Genomic DNA, 14,975 nt, shown 5'->3' on the forward strand with positions numbered 1-14,975 from the left:
CCAGCCCGTTTCCACGCCCTGGTCGGCAGGCATGCGCGCGCGCGAAAACCGCACCGGGCGCACGGGGCACGAACATTTCCCCGGTCTTCTGCTGCCGTCGCCGGGGACCACCCATACAGCGGGGCAGGCCCGCGCCTTTCACTACGGCTGGTCCGGCGGGCACCGTATGGTGGCCGAAGAACTGCCCGACGGGCGGCGGCAAATCCAGTTCGGCCACGCCAGCGGGACCGAAACGGAACCGGCCACGCATTTCGCGACGGCCACGCTTTACGCCGCCTTCTCGGATGCCGGGGTCAACGGCTGCGCGGTCGCGTTTCAACGGCATCTCCGGGACCGGATCGTGAAATTCCCTGACCCCAATCGCCCGCGCCCGGTTCACTACAACTGTTGGGAAGCGGTTTATTTCGACCACGATCCCGAGGAACTGAAAGAGATCGCCAGCCGTGCCGCAAGCCTTGGCGCGGAGCGCTTCGTGCTGGATGACGGCTGGTTCGGCGTGCGCGACGATGACACGCGCGCGCTGGGGGACTGGGCCGTGGATGCGCGCAAATATCCGGACGGGCTGACCCCGCTGATCGAGCATGTCCGGAGCCTGGGCATGACCTTCGGCCTGTGGTTCGAACCCGAGATGGTCAACAGTGACTCCGATCTCTTCCGGGCGCATCCCGACTGGGTGCTTGGCCCTGATGATCAGGTCATGGGCCGTCAGCAACTGGTGCTGGACATGAGCCTGCCGCAGGTGCGCGACTACCTCTTCGACCGGATGGCCGACATCCTCAGCCGGAACGACATCGACTACATCAAGTGGGACCATAACCGGGTGCTGCCCGTGCCGTCCGCCGCCCAGACGCGCGGAACGCTGGCGTTGCTCACCCGCTTGCGTTGTGCCTTCCCGGAGGCGGAGATCGAAAGCTGCGCCTCGGGCGGCGGGCGGATCGACTTTGGAATTCTGGAGCATACGCAGCGTGTGTGGCTGTCCGACAGCAACGACGCGCTGGAGCGTTTGCGCATTCAGCACGAAGCCGCCCTGTTTCTGCCCATGGCAGTCACGGGAAGCCATGTAGGCCCCCGGCGCTGCCATACGTCGGGGCGCAGCCATGACATCAGGTTCCGCGCCTGGGTCGCGGCGCAGCGACACATGGGGTTCGAGATGGACCCCCGCGAGCTTACCGACGAAGAGGCAGAGGTCCTGCGGGACGTGACCGCTTGGTGGAAGGAGAACCGCGACTGGCTGATGCGCGCGGATATCCTGCGGCTCAACAGTGCCGATCCTAGCGTTCTGGCCGAACAGCATATGGCGCGGGACGGCGTGGGTTTCGTGGTTTTCGCGGGCAAGGGCGCGACCTCTTCGCAGATCGCCCCGCGCCCGCTGCCCCTGACCGGGTTGGTGCCTGACGCCATCTACCGCATCGACCTGATCAACCGGGAAGATGCGCCGGGCCTGTCGCGCGGGGATCAGAAATTAAAGTCCGGCCCCCTTGAACTTTCGGGGGCGTTCCTGATGAACCACGGGCTGACCCTGCCGTGGAGTTTTCCCGAGACGATGTGGGTCGTGAAAGGAGAACGCAGATGACCGACGACCGCCGCAGCCGCGCATGGTACGGCATGATCGACAAGGACGGGTTCACCCGGCGGTCATGGATGAAGAACCAGGGTTTTCCGGATCACGTGTTTGACGGTCGGCCCGTCATCGGCATCTGCAACACATGGTCGGAACTGACGCCCTGCAACTCGGGCCTGCGCGATCTGGCCGAAGGCGTGAAGCGCGGCGTCTGGGAGGCCGGGGGCTTTCCGGTCGAATTCCCGGTGATGAGCCTTGGCGAGACGCAGATGAAGCCCACAGCCATGCTGTTCCGCAACCTGCTCGCCATGGACGTGGAGGAATCGATCCGCGCCTATGGGATCGACGGGGTGGTGCTGCTGGGGGGCTGCGACAAGACCACGCCGGGGCAGCTCATGGGCGCGGCCTCGGTTGACTTGCCGTCGATCGTCGTCTCTTCGGGGCCGATGCTGAACGGCAAATGGAAGGGGCGCGATCTGGGTTCGGGCACCGATCTGCGCAAGTTCGCCACCGCGGTGAAGGCGGGCGAGATGACGCTGGCGGATTTCATGGCCACCGAAAGCGGGATGAGCCGGTCGAAGGGCGTATGCATGACGATGGGCACGGCCTCCACCATGGCCTCGCTGACCGAAGCGATGGGCATGGCGCTGCCAACCAATGCAGCCCTGCCAGCGGTCGATGCCCGCCGCATGGCCCTGGCACATATCACCGGGCGGCGCATCGTCGAGATGGTCGAGGAGGATCTGCGCATCTCGAAGGTATTGACCCGCGAAAGTTTTGAGAACGCGATCATCGCCAATGCCGCGGTGGGCGGTTCGACCAATGCGGTGATCCATCTGCTGGCGCTTGCCGGTCGCGTGGGCATCGAACTGGACCTGTCCGATTTCGAGATCGGCAGCGGTATTCCCCTGCTGGTGAACTGCATGCCGTCGGGCAAATACCTGATGGAGGATTTTTGCTATGCCGGGGGTATGGCCGCCGTGCTGGCAGAGGTCGCCCATCTGCTGCGGCCTGCCCGCACGGTACTGGGCGGGGATATCGCGGCCTATCATCAGGGGGCCGAATGCCATAACCGCGATGTGATCCGACCCTTCGACGACCCGCTGAAACCCGCCGCGGGGCTGCGCGTGCTGCGCGGCAACCTCGCGCCGCGGGGGGCGATCGTCAAACCGTCCGCGGCGACGGACGACCTGCTTGAGCATGAAGGCGAAGCGTATGTTTTCGACAGCATCGAGGAGTTGAAGGCCAATATCGACCGCGACGACCTGCCGGTGACAGCCGACACGATCCTCGTGCTGAAAGGATGCGGGCCGAAGGGCTATCCCGGGATGCCCGAAGTCGGTGACATGCCCTTGCCCGCCAAGCTCGTCCGGCAGGGGGTGCGCGATATCGTTCGCATTTCGGATGCGCGCATGTCGGGCACCGCCTTCGGCACCGTGATCCTGCATGTCGCGCCCGAAGCGCATGACGGGGGGCCGCTGGCGATGGTGCAGACGGGCGACCGCATTCGCGTTTCGGCACAGGCGGGTACGCTCGATCTGCTGGTGTCAGAGGCGGAACTGAAAGAGCGCCGCGCGGGTTGGGTGGCCCCCCCGCCGCACTACACACGGGGCTACGCCAAGATGTACGTCGATCATGTGTTGCAGGCGGACCGGGGCGCGGACCTCGATTTCCTCGTGGGCAAGGACACCCGCCCCGTCACGCGGGAAAGCCATTGATGAATCCGCTGGCCACATTTCATGACCTTGATGGTCAAAGCGTCTTTATCACCGGCGGCGGATCGGGGATCGGCGCGGCGCTGACGGAAGGGTTCCTCCGGCAAGGTGCGCGGGTCGCCTTTGTTCAGCGGTCCGACGCCACCGCGTTTTGCGACGAGATGGAGGCCCGCCACGGGCGCAGGCCGCTGTTCCTGCAATGCGACATCACGGATGTGGCGCGGCTGCGTTCCTGTATCGAAGAGGCGGGGGAGGCCCACGGCCCGGTGCGCGTTCTCATCAACAATGCCGCGAACGACAAGCGGCATGAGACGGAGGATGTAACGGAGGCTTTCTGGGACCAATCCCAGGCCATCAACCTGAAAGCCTATTTCTTTGCCTGTCAGGCGGTGATCCCCTGCATGCGCGCGGCGGGGGGCGGGGCGATCGTGAACTTCACCTCCATCAGCTACATGATGGGGAACACGGGCTATCCCGCCTACACGACGGCCAATGCAGGCATCAATGGCATGACCCGCAGCCTCGCCCGGGAATTCGGCCCAGACGGCATCCGCGTGAACGCGCTTGCACCCGGCTGGGTGCTGACCGACAAACAGAAAGACATGTGGGCAACGCCCGAGGCGCTGGCCGCGCATCTGGAACGCCAATGCCTGAAGGATCATCTGGCCCCACAGGACATTGTGGCGGCGACGCTGTTCCTTTCTTCGGGGGCGAGCCGGATGATGACGGGTCAGGTCATGGTCGTGGATGGTGGCGTGGTGGTGACGGGATGAGTGACGGCAAAGCGGCATGGGTGGCGGTGGACTGGGGCACCTCGAACCTGCGCGCCTGGGTCTTGGGTGCGGGGGGTGAGGTTCTGGCGACGTCTCGCGCACCGGCGGGGATGAACAGCCTCGACCCCGATGGGTTTGAGCCGGCCTTGCTGGATTTGTTGGGCCCCTGGCTCGGTTCGGAGCGTTTGCCGGTCATCGCCTGTGGCATGGTGGGCGCAAAACAGGGCTGGCACGAAGCGCCCTATGCCGCGGTTCCATGCGCGCCGCCTGCACTGGCACAGGCGGTGCGGCCCCGGGTGCGGGACCGGCGGCTGGATGTGCGCATCCTGCCCGGTGTCAGCCAGCTTTCGCCTCCCGACGTGATGCGGGGGGAGGAAACGCAGATCGCGGGCTACCTCCGCAGCGATCCAGATTTTGACGGTGTGTTCTGCCTGCCCGGCACCCACAGCAAATGGGTTCATGTGAGCGCGGGTGAGATCGTAAGCTTCCGGACCTTCATGACGGGGGAGCTGTTCGACCTGCTGGCCCGCCAGTCGGTGCTGCGCCATTCCGTATCTCAGGAAGATGGCTGGGACGATGCGGCGTTTCTCTCTTCGGTGGATGACATGATGTCGAACCCGCAGCGGCTTGCGGCCCGTCTTTTCGGCCTGCGGGCGGGCGCGCTGTTGGAAGGGACAGACCCCGCGCGCCTCAGGGCACGGCTTTCGGGCCTGCTGCTGGGGATGGAGATCGCGGGCGCACGGGATTACTGGCTGGGCCGGGATATCATGCTGATCGGCGCGCCGACGCTGACGGCGCGCTACCGGACCGCGCTGCAGGCGCAGGGAGCGGCGGTGCGCGAGACCGACGGGGCCGACATCGTTCTGGCGGGGCTGAGTGCCGCCTATGCGGAGGCATCCGCATGAGCAGGCATATCATCGCCATTCTCCGCGGTATCACCCCGCAGGAGGTGGCAGGCGTGGGCGACGCGCTGGTCAGTGCCGGGATCGACAGGATCGAAGTGCCGCTGAACTCCCCCCAGCCCTTCCGGTCAATCGAGGCGCTCGCCCAAGGGTTCGGGCATCACGCCATGGTCGGGGCGGGTACGGTTCTGGACCCGCAGGATGTGGACCGGGTGCGCGATGCCGGGGGCAGGCTCGTGGTCTCGCCCGACTGCAATCCTGCAGTCATCGAACGGACGAAGACGCTCGGCCTTGCCTCCTATCCCGGGGTGGCCAGTCCGACGGAATGTTTCACCGCCCTGCGGCATGGGGCGGACGGGTTGAAGTTTTTCCCGGCCTTCCTGACCGGCCCGAAGGGGATCGCGGCCATTCGCGCGGTTCTTCCCCCGCAGACGGCGACATATGCCGTTGGTGGCGTTGGCCCCGCGGATTTCGCGGAATGGTTTGCGGCGGGCATCACCGGCTTCGGCATTGGAACGGGGCTCTATACCCCCGGGCGGTCGGCCGAGGACGTCGCCCGGAGGGCTGCGGCCATTGTGGCCGCTTATGACGCGGCGCGCGAAACATGAGCGTCACGGTCCACGATCCGCGCGCCTGTCGGCTGGGGGAGGGCCCGCTTTGGCACCCTGAGCGGCGGCAGCTTTTCTGGTTCGATATTCTGGGCAAGCGCCTGTTGAGCCGTGAAGGTACTGATCAGCGGGAATGGCAGTTCGACGAACATGTCTCAGCCGCCGGCTGGGTGGACGAGGACCGGTTGCTTATCGCGTCGGAAATTGCGCTGTTCCTCTTCGATCTGGAGACGGGGACGCGCCGAGATCTCGTTTCGCTGGAGGCCGACAACCCGGTGACGCGTTCCAACGATGGGCGGGCCGATCCCTGGGGCGGTTTCTGGATCGGGACCATGGGGCGGAATGCCGAAGAAAAATCGGGCGCGATCTATCGCTATTATCGCGGCGAACTGCGCTGCCTCTTCGACGGTATTACAATTTCGAACGCCATCTGCTTCAGCCCCGACCGGGCGACCGCATATTTCACCGATACGCGCAGCAGGCAGATCATGCGCCAGCCTCTCGGAAAGGACGGCTGGCCGGAAGGGGAACCCGCGGTCTTCGTCGATCTGACGGGCGAGGGGCTCAACCCCGACGGTGCGGTCGTCGATGCCGAAGGGTGTTTGTGGAATGCCCAGTGGGGCGCTGCACGGGTGGCGCGGTATGGCCCCGACGGGCGCTTTTTGTCCGCGATCCCCTTCCCGGTGCGCCAGATGACCTGCCCGGCCTTCGGGGGGGACGGGTTGCGCAGGCTTTTTGCCACGTCGGCCACGCAGGGGCTTTCGGAAAAGGCGACCGCCGACGGCCAGACCTTCGCAACCGAGGTAGATGTGGCCGGGCAGGCGGAACACCGCGTTCTGGTCGACGAGGCATGAAACACAGCATGGGTATCGCAGTTCTTCCCAATCAGGTAGCGCCTTCATGAAGCGAACGCTCGGCACGTGCTATTATCCCGAACACTGGCCCCGCAAGATCTGGGAGGAGGACGCCCGCCGGATGGCTGAAACCGGCCTTACCTGGGTACGGATCGGTGAATTCGCCTGGTCCCGGCTGGAACCGAAACCGGGGGAGTATGACTTTGGCTGGCTCGACGATGCCATAGAGGTTCTGGGGGTGGCGGGGCTGAAGGTCGTGCTGGGCACGCCTACTGCTACGCCGCCGCGCTGGATGCTCGACCGGCATCCCGACATGCGGGCGGTGGACGCGTCAGGCAACCTCCGGCGCTTTGGTTCCCGGCGGCACTATTGCTTCAGCCACGAAGGCTACCGCGAGGCCTGCGCGCAGATCGTGACCCGTCTGGCTGATCGCTATGGTCGCAACCCGCATGTTGCCGCATGGCAGACAGACAACGAATACGGCTGCCACGACACTGTGCTGTCCTATAGCGAAAATGCCCGACAGGCTTTCCGTCACTGGTTGCGCGCACGCTATCCCGGCGGGGGCAACGATGGTGATATCGCCGCGCTGAACCGGGCGTGGGGGAATGTTTTCTGGTCGATGGAATACGGCGGCTTCGACGAAATCGATCTGCCGAACCTGACGGTGACGGAGCCGAACCCCTCACATGTGCTCGACTTTCGCCGGTTCAGTTCGGATCAGGTGGTGCGTTTCAACCGTTTGCAGGCAGAGATCATCCGACAGCGGTCGCGGGCGCCCATCGCACATAACTACATGGGCCGCGTCACGGATTTCGATCACTATGCCGTTGGCGATGACCTCGATATCGCGAGCTGGGACAGCTATCCCCTCGGGTTTCTTGAAGACCGTATCGACGCGCTTGCCGACTACAAACGGCGCTATGCCCGGCAAGGCGACCCTGACTTTCAGGCCTTTCACCACGATCTTTACCGGCGCGTGGGCCGGGGCCGCTGGTGGGTGATGGAACAGCAACCCGGCCCGGTGAACTGGGCGCCCTACAACCCGGATCCGCTGCCCGGGATGGTCCGGCTCTGGTCGTGGGAGGCGTTCGCCCACGGGGCGGAAGCGGTCTGCTATTTCCGCTGGCGGCAGGCACCCATGGCGCAGGAGCAGATGCACGCGGGCCTTCTGCGGCCCGACAGCGCCCCGGCCCCCGGCCTTGCCGAAGCAGCGCAGGTGGCACGTGAAATCGCGGAGGCGCCGGAAGTGGGGCAGGCCCCGGCGGATGTCGCCCTGCTGTTCGACTACGACGCAGACTGGGCATGGACGACCCAACCCCATGGCGCCGGTCTCACTTACTTCGATCTCGTTCTCGGCACCTACCGTGTCTTTCGGCAGCTTGGTCTGAACATCGACATCCTGCGCCCCGGGGACGATCTGTCGCCTTATCGGCTGGTCGCGGCGCCCGGCATGATGACGATGAGCGATGCGCAGAAGAACGCGCTCGCAGGGTTCGGCGGTCTTGCGCTGGTCGGGCCGCGCAGCGCGGCGCGCACCGCGGACATGCGTATCCCGACACCGCTGCCGCCCGATTTGCCGGGGTTGGACGCCACCGTCACACGCGTGGAAAGCCTCCGCCCGGACATGCCCATTGCGCTGGAAGGGGGCGGCGCGGTGCAGCACTACCGTGAGGTCCTTGAGAGCGCGCTGCCGCCCTTGCTGAAAAGCGTTGATGGGACAACGGTCGCCGTGCGGTCAGGATCGCTGATCTACCTCGCCGCCTGGCTGGATGGGGAAGCGCTGACGGGTTTGCTCCGCAGCCTTTGCGCTGAAGCGAATATCGATACTCTCGACCTCCCCGAGGGCCTGCGCCGCCGCAGCACGGGGGAGGAGGTGTTCTGGTTCAACTACACCAACGAAGTGCGTGAGGTAAGCGATCTGAAATTGGGCCCGCTGGAGGTCAAACGATTGCTGCGGTGAGGCGGCCATCGACCTTTGGTCATTCCAGATAAGAACCTTCCAGCGCCGGAGTCCTGTTTTGCCTGTACTCTATCGTCATACTGACGATGCAAAAGCGAAAGGACCTGAAAGATGATGGACGGTGGAATGATGTTCGGGATGGGTTTGCGGCCTTGGTGAAATATCTCAGGAGGTAATGCCCCCACGGCCAATGATAATAGGGCCAAATGGATCCGGGCTTGCTGACTGCGAGCGGCTTCCGTTCCCTATCCGATCGTGCCCAGAACGGGAAATGTTTCGAGCAGCCAGTAGGAAAACACGCTCAGCTGGCCGGTCATCATGGCGAGGCCCATGACAACCATAACCCCTCCCGCAACCTTGTGGAGGCCGCGCCCCATGCCGCGGACCGAACGGAGCTTGGCGCCTGCCTGCTGGATGAAGGCCGCGACAAGAATGAACGGTACGCCGAGTCCGGCCGAATAGACTGTCAGCAGCATCACGCCGTCGGAGACGCTGGCCTGCATGGCGCTCGCGGTCAGGATCGCGCCAAGAATAGGGCCGATGCAGGGGGTCCAGCCGAAGCCGAAAGCGAGGCCAAGGATATAGGAGGCCATCGGCCGCCCGCCGGGAATATCGAGATCGAAGCGCAGATCGCGCTCCAGTGCCCGGATACGGGTGGCACCGAGAATGAAGAGCCCGAACAGCGCCACGATCGCCCCGCCGAGAATGTTCAACTCGTACCGCCATTGCATAAGCGCCTGCCCGAGCGCTGTGGCGGAAGCGCCAAGGGCAATGAAGATGGTCGAAAATCCCAGCACGAAGCAAAAGCTCAGCCAGATCATCGTGGTCCGGCTGGGTGCGGCACCATTTCCCGTTCGCCCGGCGATGTAGGAGACATAGCCGGGCACCAGTGGAAGTACGCAGGGGGACAGGAAGGATACCGTGCCCGCCAAGAGCGCGGCCAGAAGCCCGAGGGTCTGGATATCAGGCATAGCGCAACCCCCTGAAGGGAATTCGACGGGTCGCGCCGAGGTAGGCAACCGTGGGTATGACCACCCATTGCAGGAACGGCGTGAGACCTGCGTCGATGATCGGGATCACGGGCATGATGTCGCGATAAGCCCAAGCTTCCCGGACGATGATGTTCAGCCACTCACTGAAGATCGTATAGCCGACGCCCATCACGAGAGCCGCCAGAAGGACGGGTCCGGCCCGGCGGCCCGGCCATTCACCGTCACCGAAGAAGAACAGGGATAGCAGCAAGGTGCTGAAGGTGATCATCAGGTCGCCGCCCGTGCAGTGCAGGATGGCAAAGGCAATCTCTTCGGTGCTTCCTTCCGTCCAGATCGTGTAAAGCTGGATATGGGCAAGTTCCCAGAGAAAATGACCGATGAGCGAGAACAGGAAATAACGCCGCATCGCCCCGAGCCAGTCCGGACCCGGGTGGCTGGGTGCAATTGCCAGGGCGGTCATTCGAACCATCCCTTTAGCTTGGTCAGAAATCCCTCGGGCTTCGGATGGGGATGGGCGTTGGTCAGCCCGTTGATGTGCATCAGCAGGTTCAGCGGTTTGAAGTCGGTTCCGTGAAAGATAGCGACATGCTGGCCCTGCCGGTCGAACAGGTGAAGCATCGGTCCGTCGTCCGGCCGGATGGATGCCGCGGCAAGCTGGTTCTGGAGGGGCGCAAGGTCGTCTTTAGGGTGCGCTATTGCCCAATTCTCTGCTTCGGGGCTGTCAATTCCTTTGGGCGTTTCGCTAACCGTCAGGAAGCTCACCATATCACGCATGGGGCTCGCATTCAGGGCGGTCACTGTCTCCTGCAGCTTGGCCTGCTGCGCATCGCAGCTTTCCCCGCAGGTTGCCGGACGCAGGGCCAGTACCAGAATACGACCGGCAAAGGTTTTGAGGCCAATGGCCTCACCATCCTCGGAAACCAGATTGAGTTCGGGACCGGGGCGGGAGACTGCCTCGAAGCCCGCCTCCTTTTCCGCTGTCACCGCATTCAGCCGCTCGCCGGGATGATCGGCAAGGGCGCCGGTGCCCAGCGACAGCACCGTTACGGACAATAGAAGTATATGCCGCATCAGCTCTGCACTGCCTTGTCCAAACGTTTTTCGATCTCGGCGGCAAGGGCTTCGGGCAGTTGGTCCTGCTGCTGGTAGATGGCTTCGAACTGTCCGTCGGGGGTCATCAGGTAGATATAACCGGCATGCGCCATGGTGTAGCCGTCGGGGGCGTGATCATGGGGCATTGGTTCATGATAGACCTTGAAGCTCTGCGCGGCAGCGGCCGTCTGGGCCGGAGTGCCCGACAACCCGATCAGGGCTGGATGAAAGTTCGCGACATATTCCGCCATGACCTCGGGCGTGTCCCGCGCGGGGTCGACGGTAATGAAAATCGGTGCGACCCGATCCGCGTCGGGCCCCAGCAGGTCCAGCATGCTGCCCATGTAGGCCAATGTGGTCGGGCAGATGTCAGGGCAGTTGGTGAAGCCGAAAAACACAAGCTGCCAGCGGGCTGCATAATCCGCTTCCGTCACCGCGCGCCCGGTATGATCGACAAGCTCGAAGTCGGAGCGGACATCGGCCTCGCCCGTATAGGCGACCTTGGGTGGTTCATTGTCGCGGAAGGCGAGAGCCGCCAATGCAGCGAGGGCAACAAGGGCCGCGGCGCCCCATAAAACGAAACGTAGCCGCTTGTGAAAATGATCTGGAGATGTCGTAGGCATTTCTTATGTCTTTCCGGAAAGGGTGCGCCCGGGCCGAAGCCCGGGCGGACTTTTGTCAGCCTTTGTCAGCAGGCTTGTGATGGTCTTCCATATTGGTGTGCATTGTTTCCATCATCTTCATGCATTCCTGCATGTGCTTCATCATCATCGGCATCATGCCTTCCATGCCTTCCATTCCGGCCATGCCCTGCATGCCTTCCATTCCGGCCATGTCACCGTTCTTGTGGCCATGATCCTGCATCGTCTCCTCGGATTCTGCAGGTGCGGTTTGCTGCGCCTGTGCGAGGGGGGCGAAGGCGAGCAAGGACACTGCAAGCGTTGCGCCGAAATTGGTGAAATTTGTCATCATCTTTTCCTTTCAGGGTTGGTTCAGTCAGTGGAAAGGTCCGGCTTGTCCGCCGAAACCTCTTTGGTCGCGCAGGCGGAAGACCCCCCGCGCATGCAAAGCCCCAGAGCGCACATCGCGGCGCAGGGGGCCAAGCTCAGTATCAGCGGGGCGGCGCCCACGGCGGTAAGCCAGCCCCAGTTCAGGACCATGCCGCTGACGATCAGGACAAGCGCCGCCACCATCCAGCCGCGTCGGCCCAGAGCAGGAAACCGGCGGGTCGGGATTGCGGCGGTACGGGTTGGGGTCGGGGTGCTCATGATACGCTCTCCTTCTGAAGGCCGCGAACGACCGGCATGATCTCTTCCTCAAGCGCGCGGCGGTCGAAGGGGCCCACATGCTTGTAGGCGACCTGGCCCGCAGCATTGATGACAAAGGTCTCCGGCAGCCCGTAGACGCCCCAGTCCATCGATACGCGCCCGGAACGATCTGCGCCGATCTTGGTGTAGGGGTCGCCCGTTTCTTCGAGGAAACGCAGGGCGGCAACAGGCTGATCCTTGTAGTTGATCCCGTAGATCGCGACTTCGTTTCGGTTGGCCAGTTCGACAAGCAGCGGCATTTCGACCCGGCAGGGCACGCACCACGAGGCCCAGACATTGACGATGGACACGTCGCCCGAAAGGTCTGCCGACGACAGACCGGTTTCCCGGCCTTCGATGGGCGGCAGATCGAATTCGGGCACCGGTTTCCCGGCAAGGGCCGATGGCAGTTCGTCCCCCGAATTCATCAGCCCCCAATAGAACGCACCCGCCAGACCGGCAAAGATGGCGACCGGCAGGAAAGCGAGGACCCGGCGCCGTCTCGGGGTTTGCACCGCATCTTCTGCGGCGCTCACGCCTTGTCCTCCGCGTTCGCTGTGACCTCGGCCTGGAACGCGCGTTCACGTTCGGACCAGCTGGTTTTGATATAGGCCAGCACCGCCGCGATCTCTTCATCGCTCAACACCTCCCCAAAGGCAGGCATGTCGCTTTCGTAGCCCGGTACGACAGCGCCGACCCCGAGCTTCGTGATCGTGAACAATGCCTGATCGGTGTGGTGCCAGGTATGGCCGCTGTTGTCGTGGGGCGGCGCGGGCATACGCCCGTCTTCCGTCCGCCGACGCCAGTCCGGCTGCCCTTCAAGCTCCGCCCCATGACAGGACGCGCAGCTTGTTTCGTAAATTTCGGCGCCCGTATCGACCATGGTTTGGGTGACCGGCTCCCCCAGGATGGTGAGGCCCGCGAGATCAGGCGCGGCGCCTTTCCCCGCATCCTGCGCGAATACGGCAAGTGCCGCCGCCCCGAAGAGGCCTGATGCCCCAATTACGTAACCTGCCTTCATGTCGCGCTCCTGAGGTATTTGATCAGTGCCATGAAGCTCAGCGTCAGGAGTGTCAGGATCAGCAGCAGGACCAGCCCGCCGCCCAGCATCATCGCGCCCATCATGGGCCCGTTCATCATCGACATCATTTCCTCCATACACTCACTCATCGGAGAAGACGGTGATCTCGTCACCGTTGAACGCATAGGTCTTGAGCGTGCCGCTCTTGCCGCCCATGCCCGGGGCGTTCATCGGCATGCCGGGCAGGGTGATGCCGGTGATTTCGGGTCGTTCGGTCGTCAGGCGCTCCACGATCTCTGCGGGAACGAGGCCGCTGACATAGTAGCCATCCACTTCGGCAAGATGGCAGCCAAGCCCCTGCGCCGGGACGCCGACTTCGATGGACCGCTTGTCAAAGTCGCGATCGTCGATCCGGGTCACTTCATAGCCGTGCTTTTCCATGTAATCGGCGTAGGAATCGCAGCAGCCGCAGTTCGGATCGCGCCAGATCGTCATTTGCTTGTCCGAAGAAACAGAAGCCTCCGTCGCTGCCTTCGCGGCGGTATCGGTGTCGGCAATGGAGAGGGTCGCAAAGCCAGCGGCGGAAACCGTGGCAAGCGCGATGGCGGAGAGGATTGTGGTTTTGGGGGTCATGTCAGCTTTCCTTGATGGGATCGAAAGAAGTCCAGGTGGTGCCGCCGTCTTTGGAAACGCGCAGTTCCCCGGAGTGGGCGGCGATCAGGTGCAGGGCGTCCGCGGGATTGACCGTGAGCGCGGAGAGTGGCTCCGAATGGGCCTGTGCCCAGTTCACGCCCGCGTCGGAGGACCGCCACAGACCCGTGGGCAGCGCGGCATAAAGCGTCTCGGGCGTCTCGGGTGCGAGGGCGAGGATTTGCACAGGGGCGTCCGCCGGCAAGGATGCCGCCTCCTCCGGTTCCTTGCCCGCGACAAGCGCATCCAGCGCGTCGCCGGCCACGACGTCCTGCCAGCGGCAGAAGCAGTCGGGCACGCGGGTCAGCCCCGCCGTGGTGCCCGCATAGAGCCAGATGCCGCCCATGCCCGTTTCATGTGCCACGGAAACGAGGCTCAGCACGTCATGTTCCGCGCCCTCCAGATAGGGCCGGTCCATCACAAGTTCCCAGTTCGCGCCGTCGTCTTCGCTGCGCCACAGCCCATCACCTTCCAGCGCGGCGTAGAGCGTTTCCGGTGCTCGCGCGCCGATGGTCAACGAAAGGACCGCGGCGCCCGGCAATCCGGCGGCGGCAGACGTCCAGCTTTGGCCGCCGTCGGTACTGCGCTGGATGTGGCCTTCGCGGGAGCCGGTGAAGATCACGCCGGGGCGGCCCGGATGAGTTGCAAGGGCGCTGGGGCTTTCTTCGTTCAGACGGCGCCAGCCCGCGCCGTCATGCCGGTGCAGGCCCTTCGCCGTGGCGGCGAGAAGGGCGGAGCCTTCGAAGGCAAGAACGGTCGGAGTTCCGAATGCCGGGCCTGTCTGGGCCAGAGCATACCGGGGAGTGACGATGGCGGTGCCAATCGCGGCCAGCCCGGTATACAGGAACCGGCGGCGCGAAAGCACACCTGTGGTAGTGGTTGTCATGAAATTGTCCTGAGATGGAAGGTCGGGTCGGGGCTGTCCTGCGCGCAGGACGGCCATGGCGGGACCGGGCCGTCACCTACAGGGTGCGGCCGGTCAGCTCAGGATGCTGGTTCGTGGAGGAGCGGGATCGAAACCCGGTCGGCGCGCCTCTATCAGTGCGTCAACCAGTTGCACATGCCCCACCGAAGGCCGTTCGGGCAGGGGCGGGAGCATTGTCTGGGCAAACAGAAGCGGCGCAGTGCAATCCAGATCGCAGACCACGGCCTCTTCGTCCTCTGCACCGCAGGCAGGACAGATATCGTCCTGCTGCTCTTGAAATGCGGAAGCTGCCATGTCGATCGACATGCGCGCGCTGACCACTTCATGGGCCATCACCCCGCCAAGAAGGGCGAGCGAAAGGCAGATCGCAAAGAGACGGGCCAGTGAACGCATGGCTTCCATTTAGGAGCAGAGCTGTCGCTTGTCTACTATCGGGCCATCGGAACTGCTCACTAAATCGTCAAGCTATTGCCGATTGGCGCTCTTGAGGCGGAACTCCGCCGGGGCCGCGTCGCGCCCGCGTCAAGCCGGACGCGCAAGCAGATGTTACCGGGCCGCTCAGCTTGGCTATT

19 protein-coding genes are annotated in these 14,975 nt (G+C 64.0%); 7 read left to right on the forward strand and 12 right to left on the reverse strand.

Annotated features, from left to right (window positions below; genetic code table 11):
• The 7 genes from A3728_RS15325 to A3728_RS15355 form a co-directional block, all read left to right on the forward strand.
• Positions 1-1,573 (forward strand): alpha-galactosidase (locus tag A3728_RS15325; protein WP_067925484.1); only part of this gene is annotated, 1,573 nt, incomplete at its 5' end.
• Entirely contained in the window at positions 1,570-3,279 is a 1,710-nt protein-coding gene (locus A3728_RS15330) for an IlvD/Edd family dehydratase (RefSeq protein ID WP_067925487.1), read from the forward strand. The genes A3728_RS15325 and A3728_RS15330, both read left to right, overlap by 4 nt.
• Positions 3,279-4,049 carry an SDR family NAD(P)-dependent oxidoreductase gene (locus A3728_RS15335; protein WP_067925489.1) on the forward strand — a complete coding sequence of 257 codons (771 nt, stop codon included), beginning with the start codon at positions 3,279-3,281 and terminating at the stop codon, positions 4,047-4,049. Before A3728_RS15330 ends, A3728_RS15335 begins: the two co-directional genes overlap by 1 nt.
• On the forward strand, positions 4,046-4,954 hold the full coding sequence (locus A3728_RS15340; protein WP_067925491.1) for a 2-dehydro-3-deoxygalactonokinase: 909 nt from the start codon (positions 4,046-4,048) through the stop codon (positions 4,952-4,954). The genes A3728_RS15335 and A3728_RS15340 overlap by 4 nt, the downstream gene beginning before the upstream one ends.
• On the forward strand, positions 4,951-5,559 hold the full coding sequence (locus A3728_RS15345) for a 2-dehydro-3-deoxy-6-phosphogalactonate aldolase (RefSeq protein ID WP_067925494.1): 609 nt from the start codon (positions 4,951-4,953) through the stop codon (positions 5,557-5,559). Before A3728_RS15340 ends, A3728_RS15345 begins: the two co-directional genes overlap by 4 nt.
• Positions 5,556-6,413: an SMP-30/gluconolactonase/LRE family protein gene (locus A3728_RS15350; protein WP_067925496.1), complete on the forward strand. Its 858-nt coding sequence runs from the start codon at positions 5,556-5,558 to the stop codon at positions 6,411-6,413. Before A3728_RS15345 ends, A3728_RS15350 begins: the two co-directional genes overlap by 4 nt.
• A gap of 46 nt (positions 6,414-6,459) precedes the next feature.
• Positions 6,460-8,376 carry a beta-galactosidase gene (locus A3728_RS15355; protein WP_067925498.1) on the forward strand — a complete coding sequence of 639 codons (1,917 nt, stop codon included), beginning with the start codon at positions 6,460-6,462 and terminating at the stop codon, positions 8,374-8,376.
• A 245-nt stretch (positions 8,377-8,621) separates the two neighbouring features.
• Here the strand turns inward: A3728_RS15355 and A3728_RS15360 are convergent, their stop codons facing one another.
• The 12 genes from A3728_RS15360 to A3728_RS15410 form a co-directional block, all read right to left on the reverse strand.
• The gene (locus tag A3728_RS15360; RefSeq protein ID WP_067925501.1) at positions 8,622-9,347 is read right to left on the reverse strand and encodes a cytochrome c biogenesis CcdA family protein; all 726 of its coding nucleotides are present in this window, start codon (positions 9,345-9,347) and stop codon (positions 8,622-8,624) included.
• Positions 9,340-9,828, reverse strand: a complete 489-nt coding sequence (locus A3728_RS15365; protein ID WP_067925504.1) for a hypothetical protein — start codon at positions 9,826-9,828, stop codon at positions 9,340-9,342. The genes A3728_RS15360 and A3728_RS15365 overlap by 8 nt, the downstream gene beginning before the upstream one ends.
• Positions 9,825-10,439, reverse strand: a complete 615-nt coding sequence (locus tag A3728_RS15370) for an SCO family protein (protein ID WP_067925507.1) — start codon at positions 10,437-10,439, stop codon at positions 9,825-9,827. Before A3728_RS15370 ends, A3728_RS15365 begins: the two co-directional genes overlap by 4 nt.
• Positions 10,439-11,083 (reverse strand): SCO family protein, encoded by a 645-nt coding sequence (locus tag A3728_RS15375; RefSeq protein WP_067925510.1) that lies wholly within the window; start codon positions 11,081-11,083, stop codon positions 10,439-10,441. Before A3728_RS15375 ends, A3728_RS15370 begins: the two co-directional genes overlap by 1 nt.
• 55 nt (positions 11,084-11,138) lie before the next feature.
• On the reverse strand, positions 11,139-11,429 hold the full coding sequence (locus A3728_RS15380; protein WP_067925513.1) for a hypothetical protein: 291 nt from the start codon (positions 11,427-11,429) through the stop codon (positions 11,139-11,141).
• A gap of 23 nt (positions 11,430-11,452) precedes the next feature.
• Positions 11,453-11,728, reverse strand: a complete 276-nt coding sequence (locus A3728_RS15385) for a hypothetical protein (protein ID WP_067925516.1) — start codon at positions 11,726-11,728, stop codon at positions 11,453-11,455.
• Positions 11,725-12,303, reverse strand: a complete 579-nt coding sequence (locus A3728_RS15390) for a DsbE family thiol:disulfide interchange protein (RefSeq protein WP_201722146.1) — start codon at positions 12,301-12,303, stop codon at positions 11,725-11,727. The genes A3728_RS15385 and A3728_RS15390 overlap by 4 nt, the downstream gene beginning before the upstream one ends.
• Entirely contained in the window at positions 12,300-12,788 is a 489-nt protein-coding gene (locus tag A3728_RS15395; protein WP_067925519.1) for a c-type cytochrome, read from the reverse strand. The genes A3728_RS15390 and A3728_RS15395 overlap by 4 nt, the downstream gene beginning before the upstream one ends.
• Entirely contained in the window at positions 12,785-12,913 is a 129-nt protein-coding gene (locus A3728_RS23875; RefSeq protein WP_269084729.1) for a hypothetical protein, read from the reverse strand. The genes A3728_RS15395 and A3728_RS23875 overlap by 4 nt, the downstream gene beginning before the upstream one ends.
• Before the next feature lie 16 nt (positions 12,914-12,929).
• Positions 12,930-13,421 (reverse strand): DUF411 domain-containing protein, encoded by a 492-nt coding sequence (locus tag A3728_RS15400; RefSeq protein WP_067925522.1) that lies wholly within the window; start codon positions 13,419-13,421, stop codon positions 12,930-12,932.
• A 1-nt stretch (position 13,422) separates the two neighbouring features.
• Positions 13,423-14,364 (reverse strand): sialidase family protein, encoded by a 942-nt coding sequence (locus A3728_RS15405; protein WP_201722147.1) that lies wholly within the window; start codon positions 14,362-14,364, stop codon positions 13,423-13,425.
• A gap of 93 nt (positions 14,365-14,457) precedes the next feature.
• Positions 14,458-14,796, reverse strand: coding sequence for a hypothetical protein (locus tag A3728_RS15410; RefSeq protein ID WP_067925591.1), 339 nt, complete (start codon positions 14,794-14,796; stop codon positions 14,458-14,460).
• Between the last annotated feature and the right edge of the window lie 179 nt (positions 14,797-14,975).

The organism is Sulfitobacter sp. HI0040 (assembly GCF_001634885.1).
Lineage (GTDB): Bacteria > Pseudomonadota > Alphaproteobacteria > Rhodobacterales > Rhodobacteraceae > Sulfitobacter.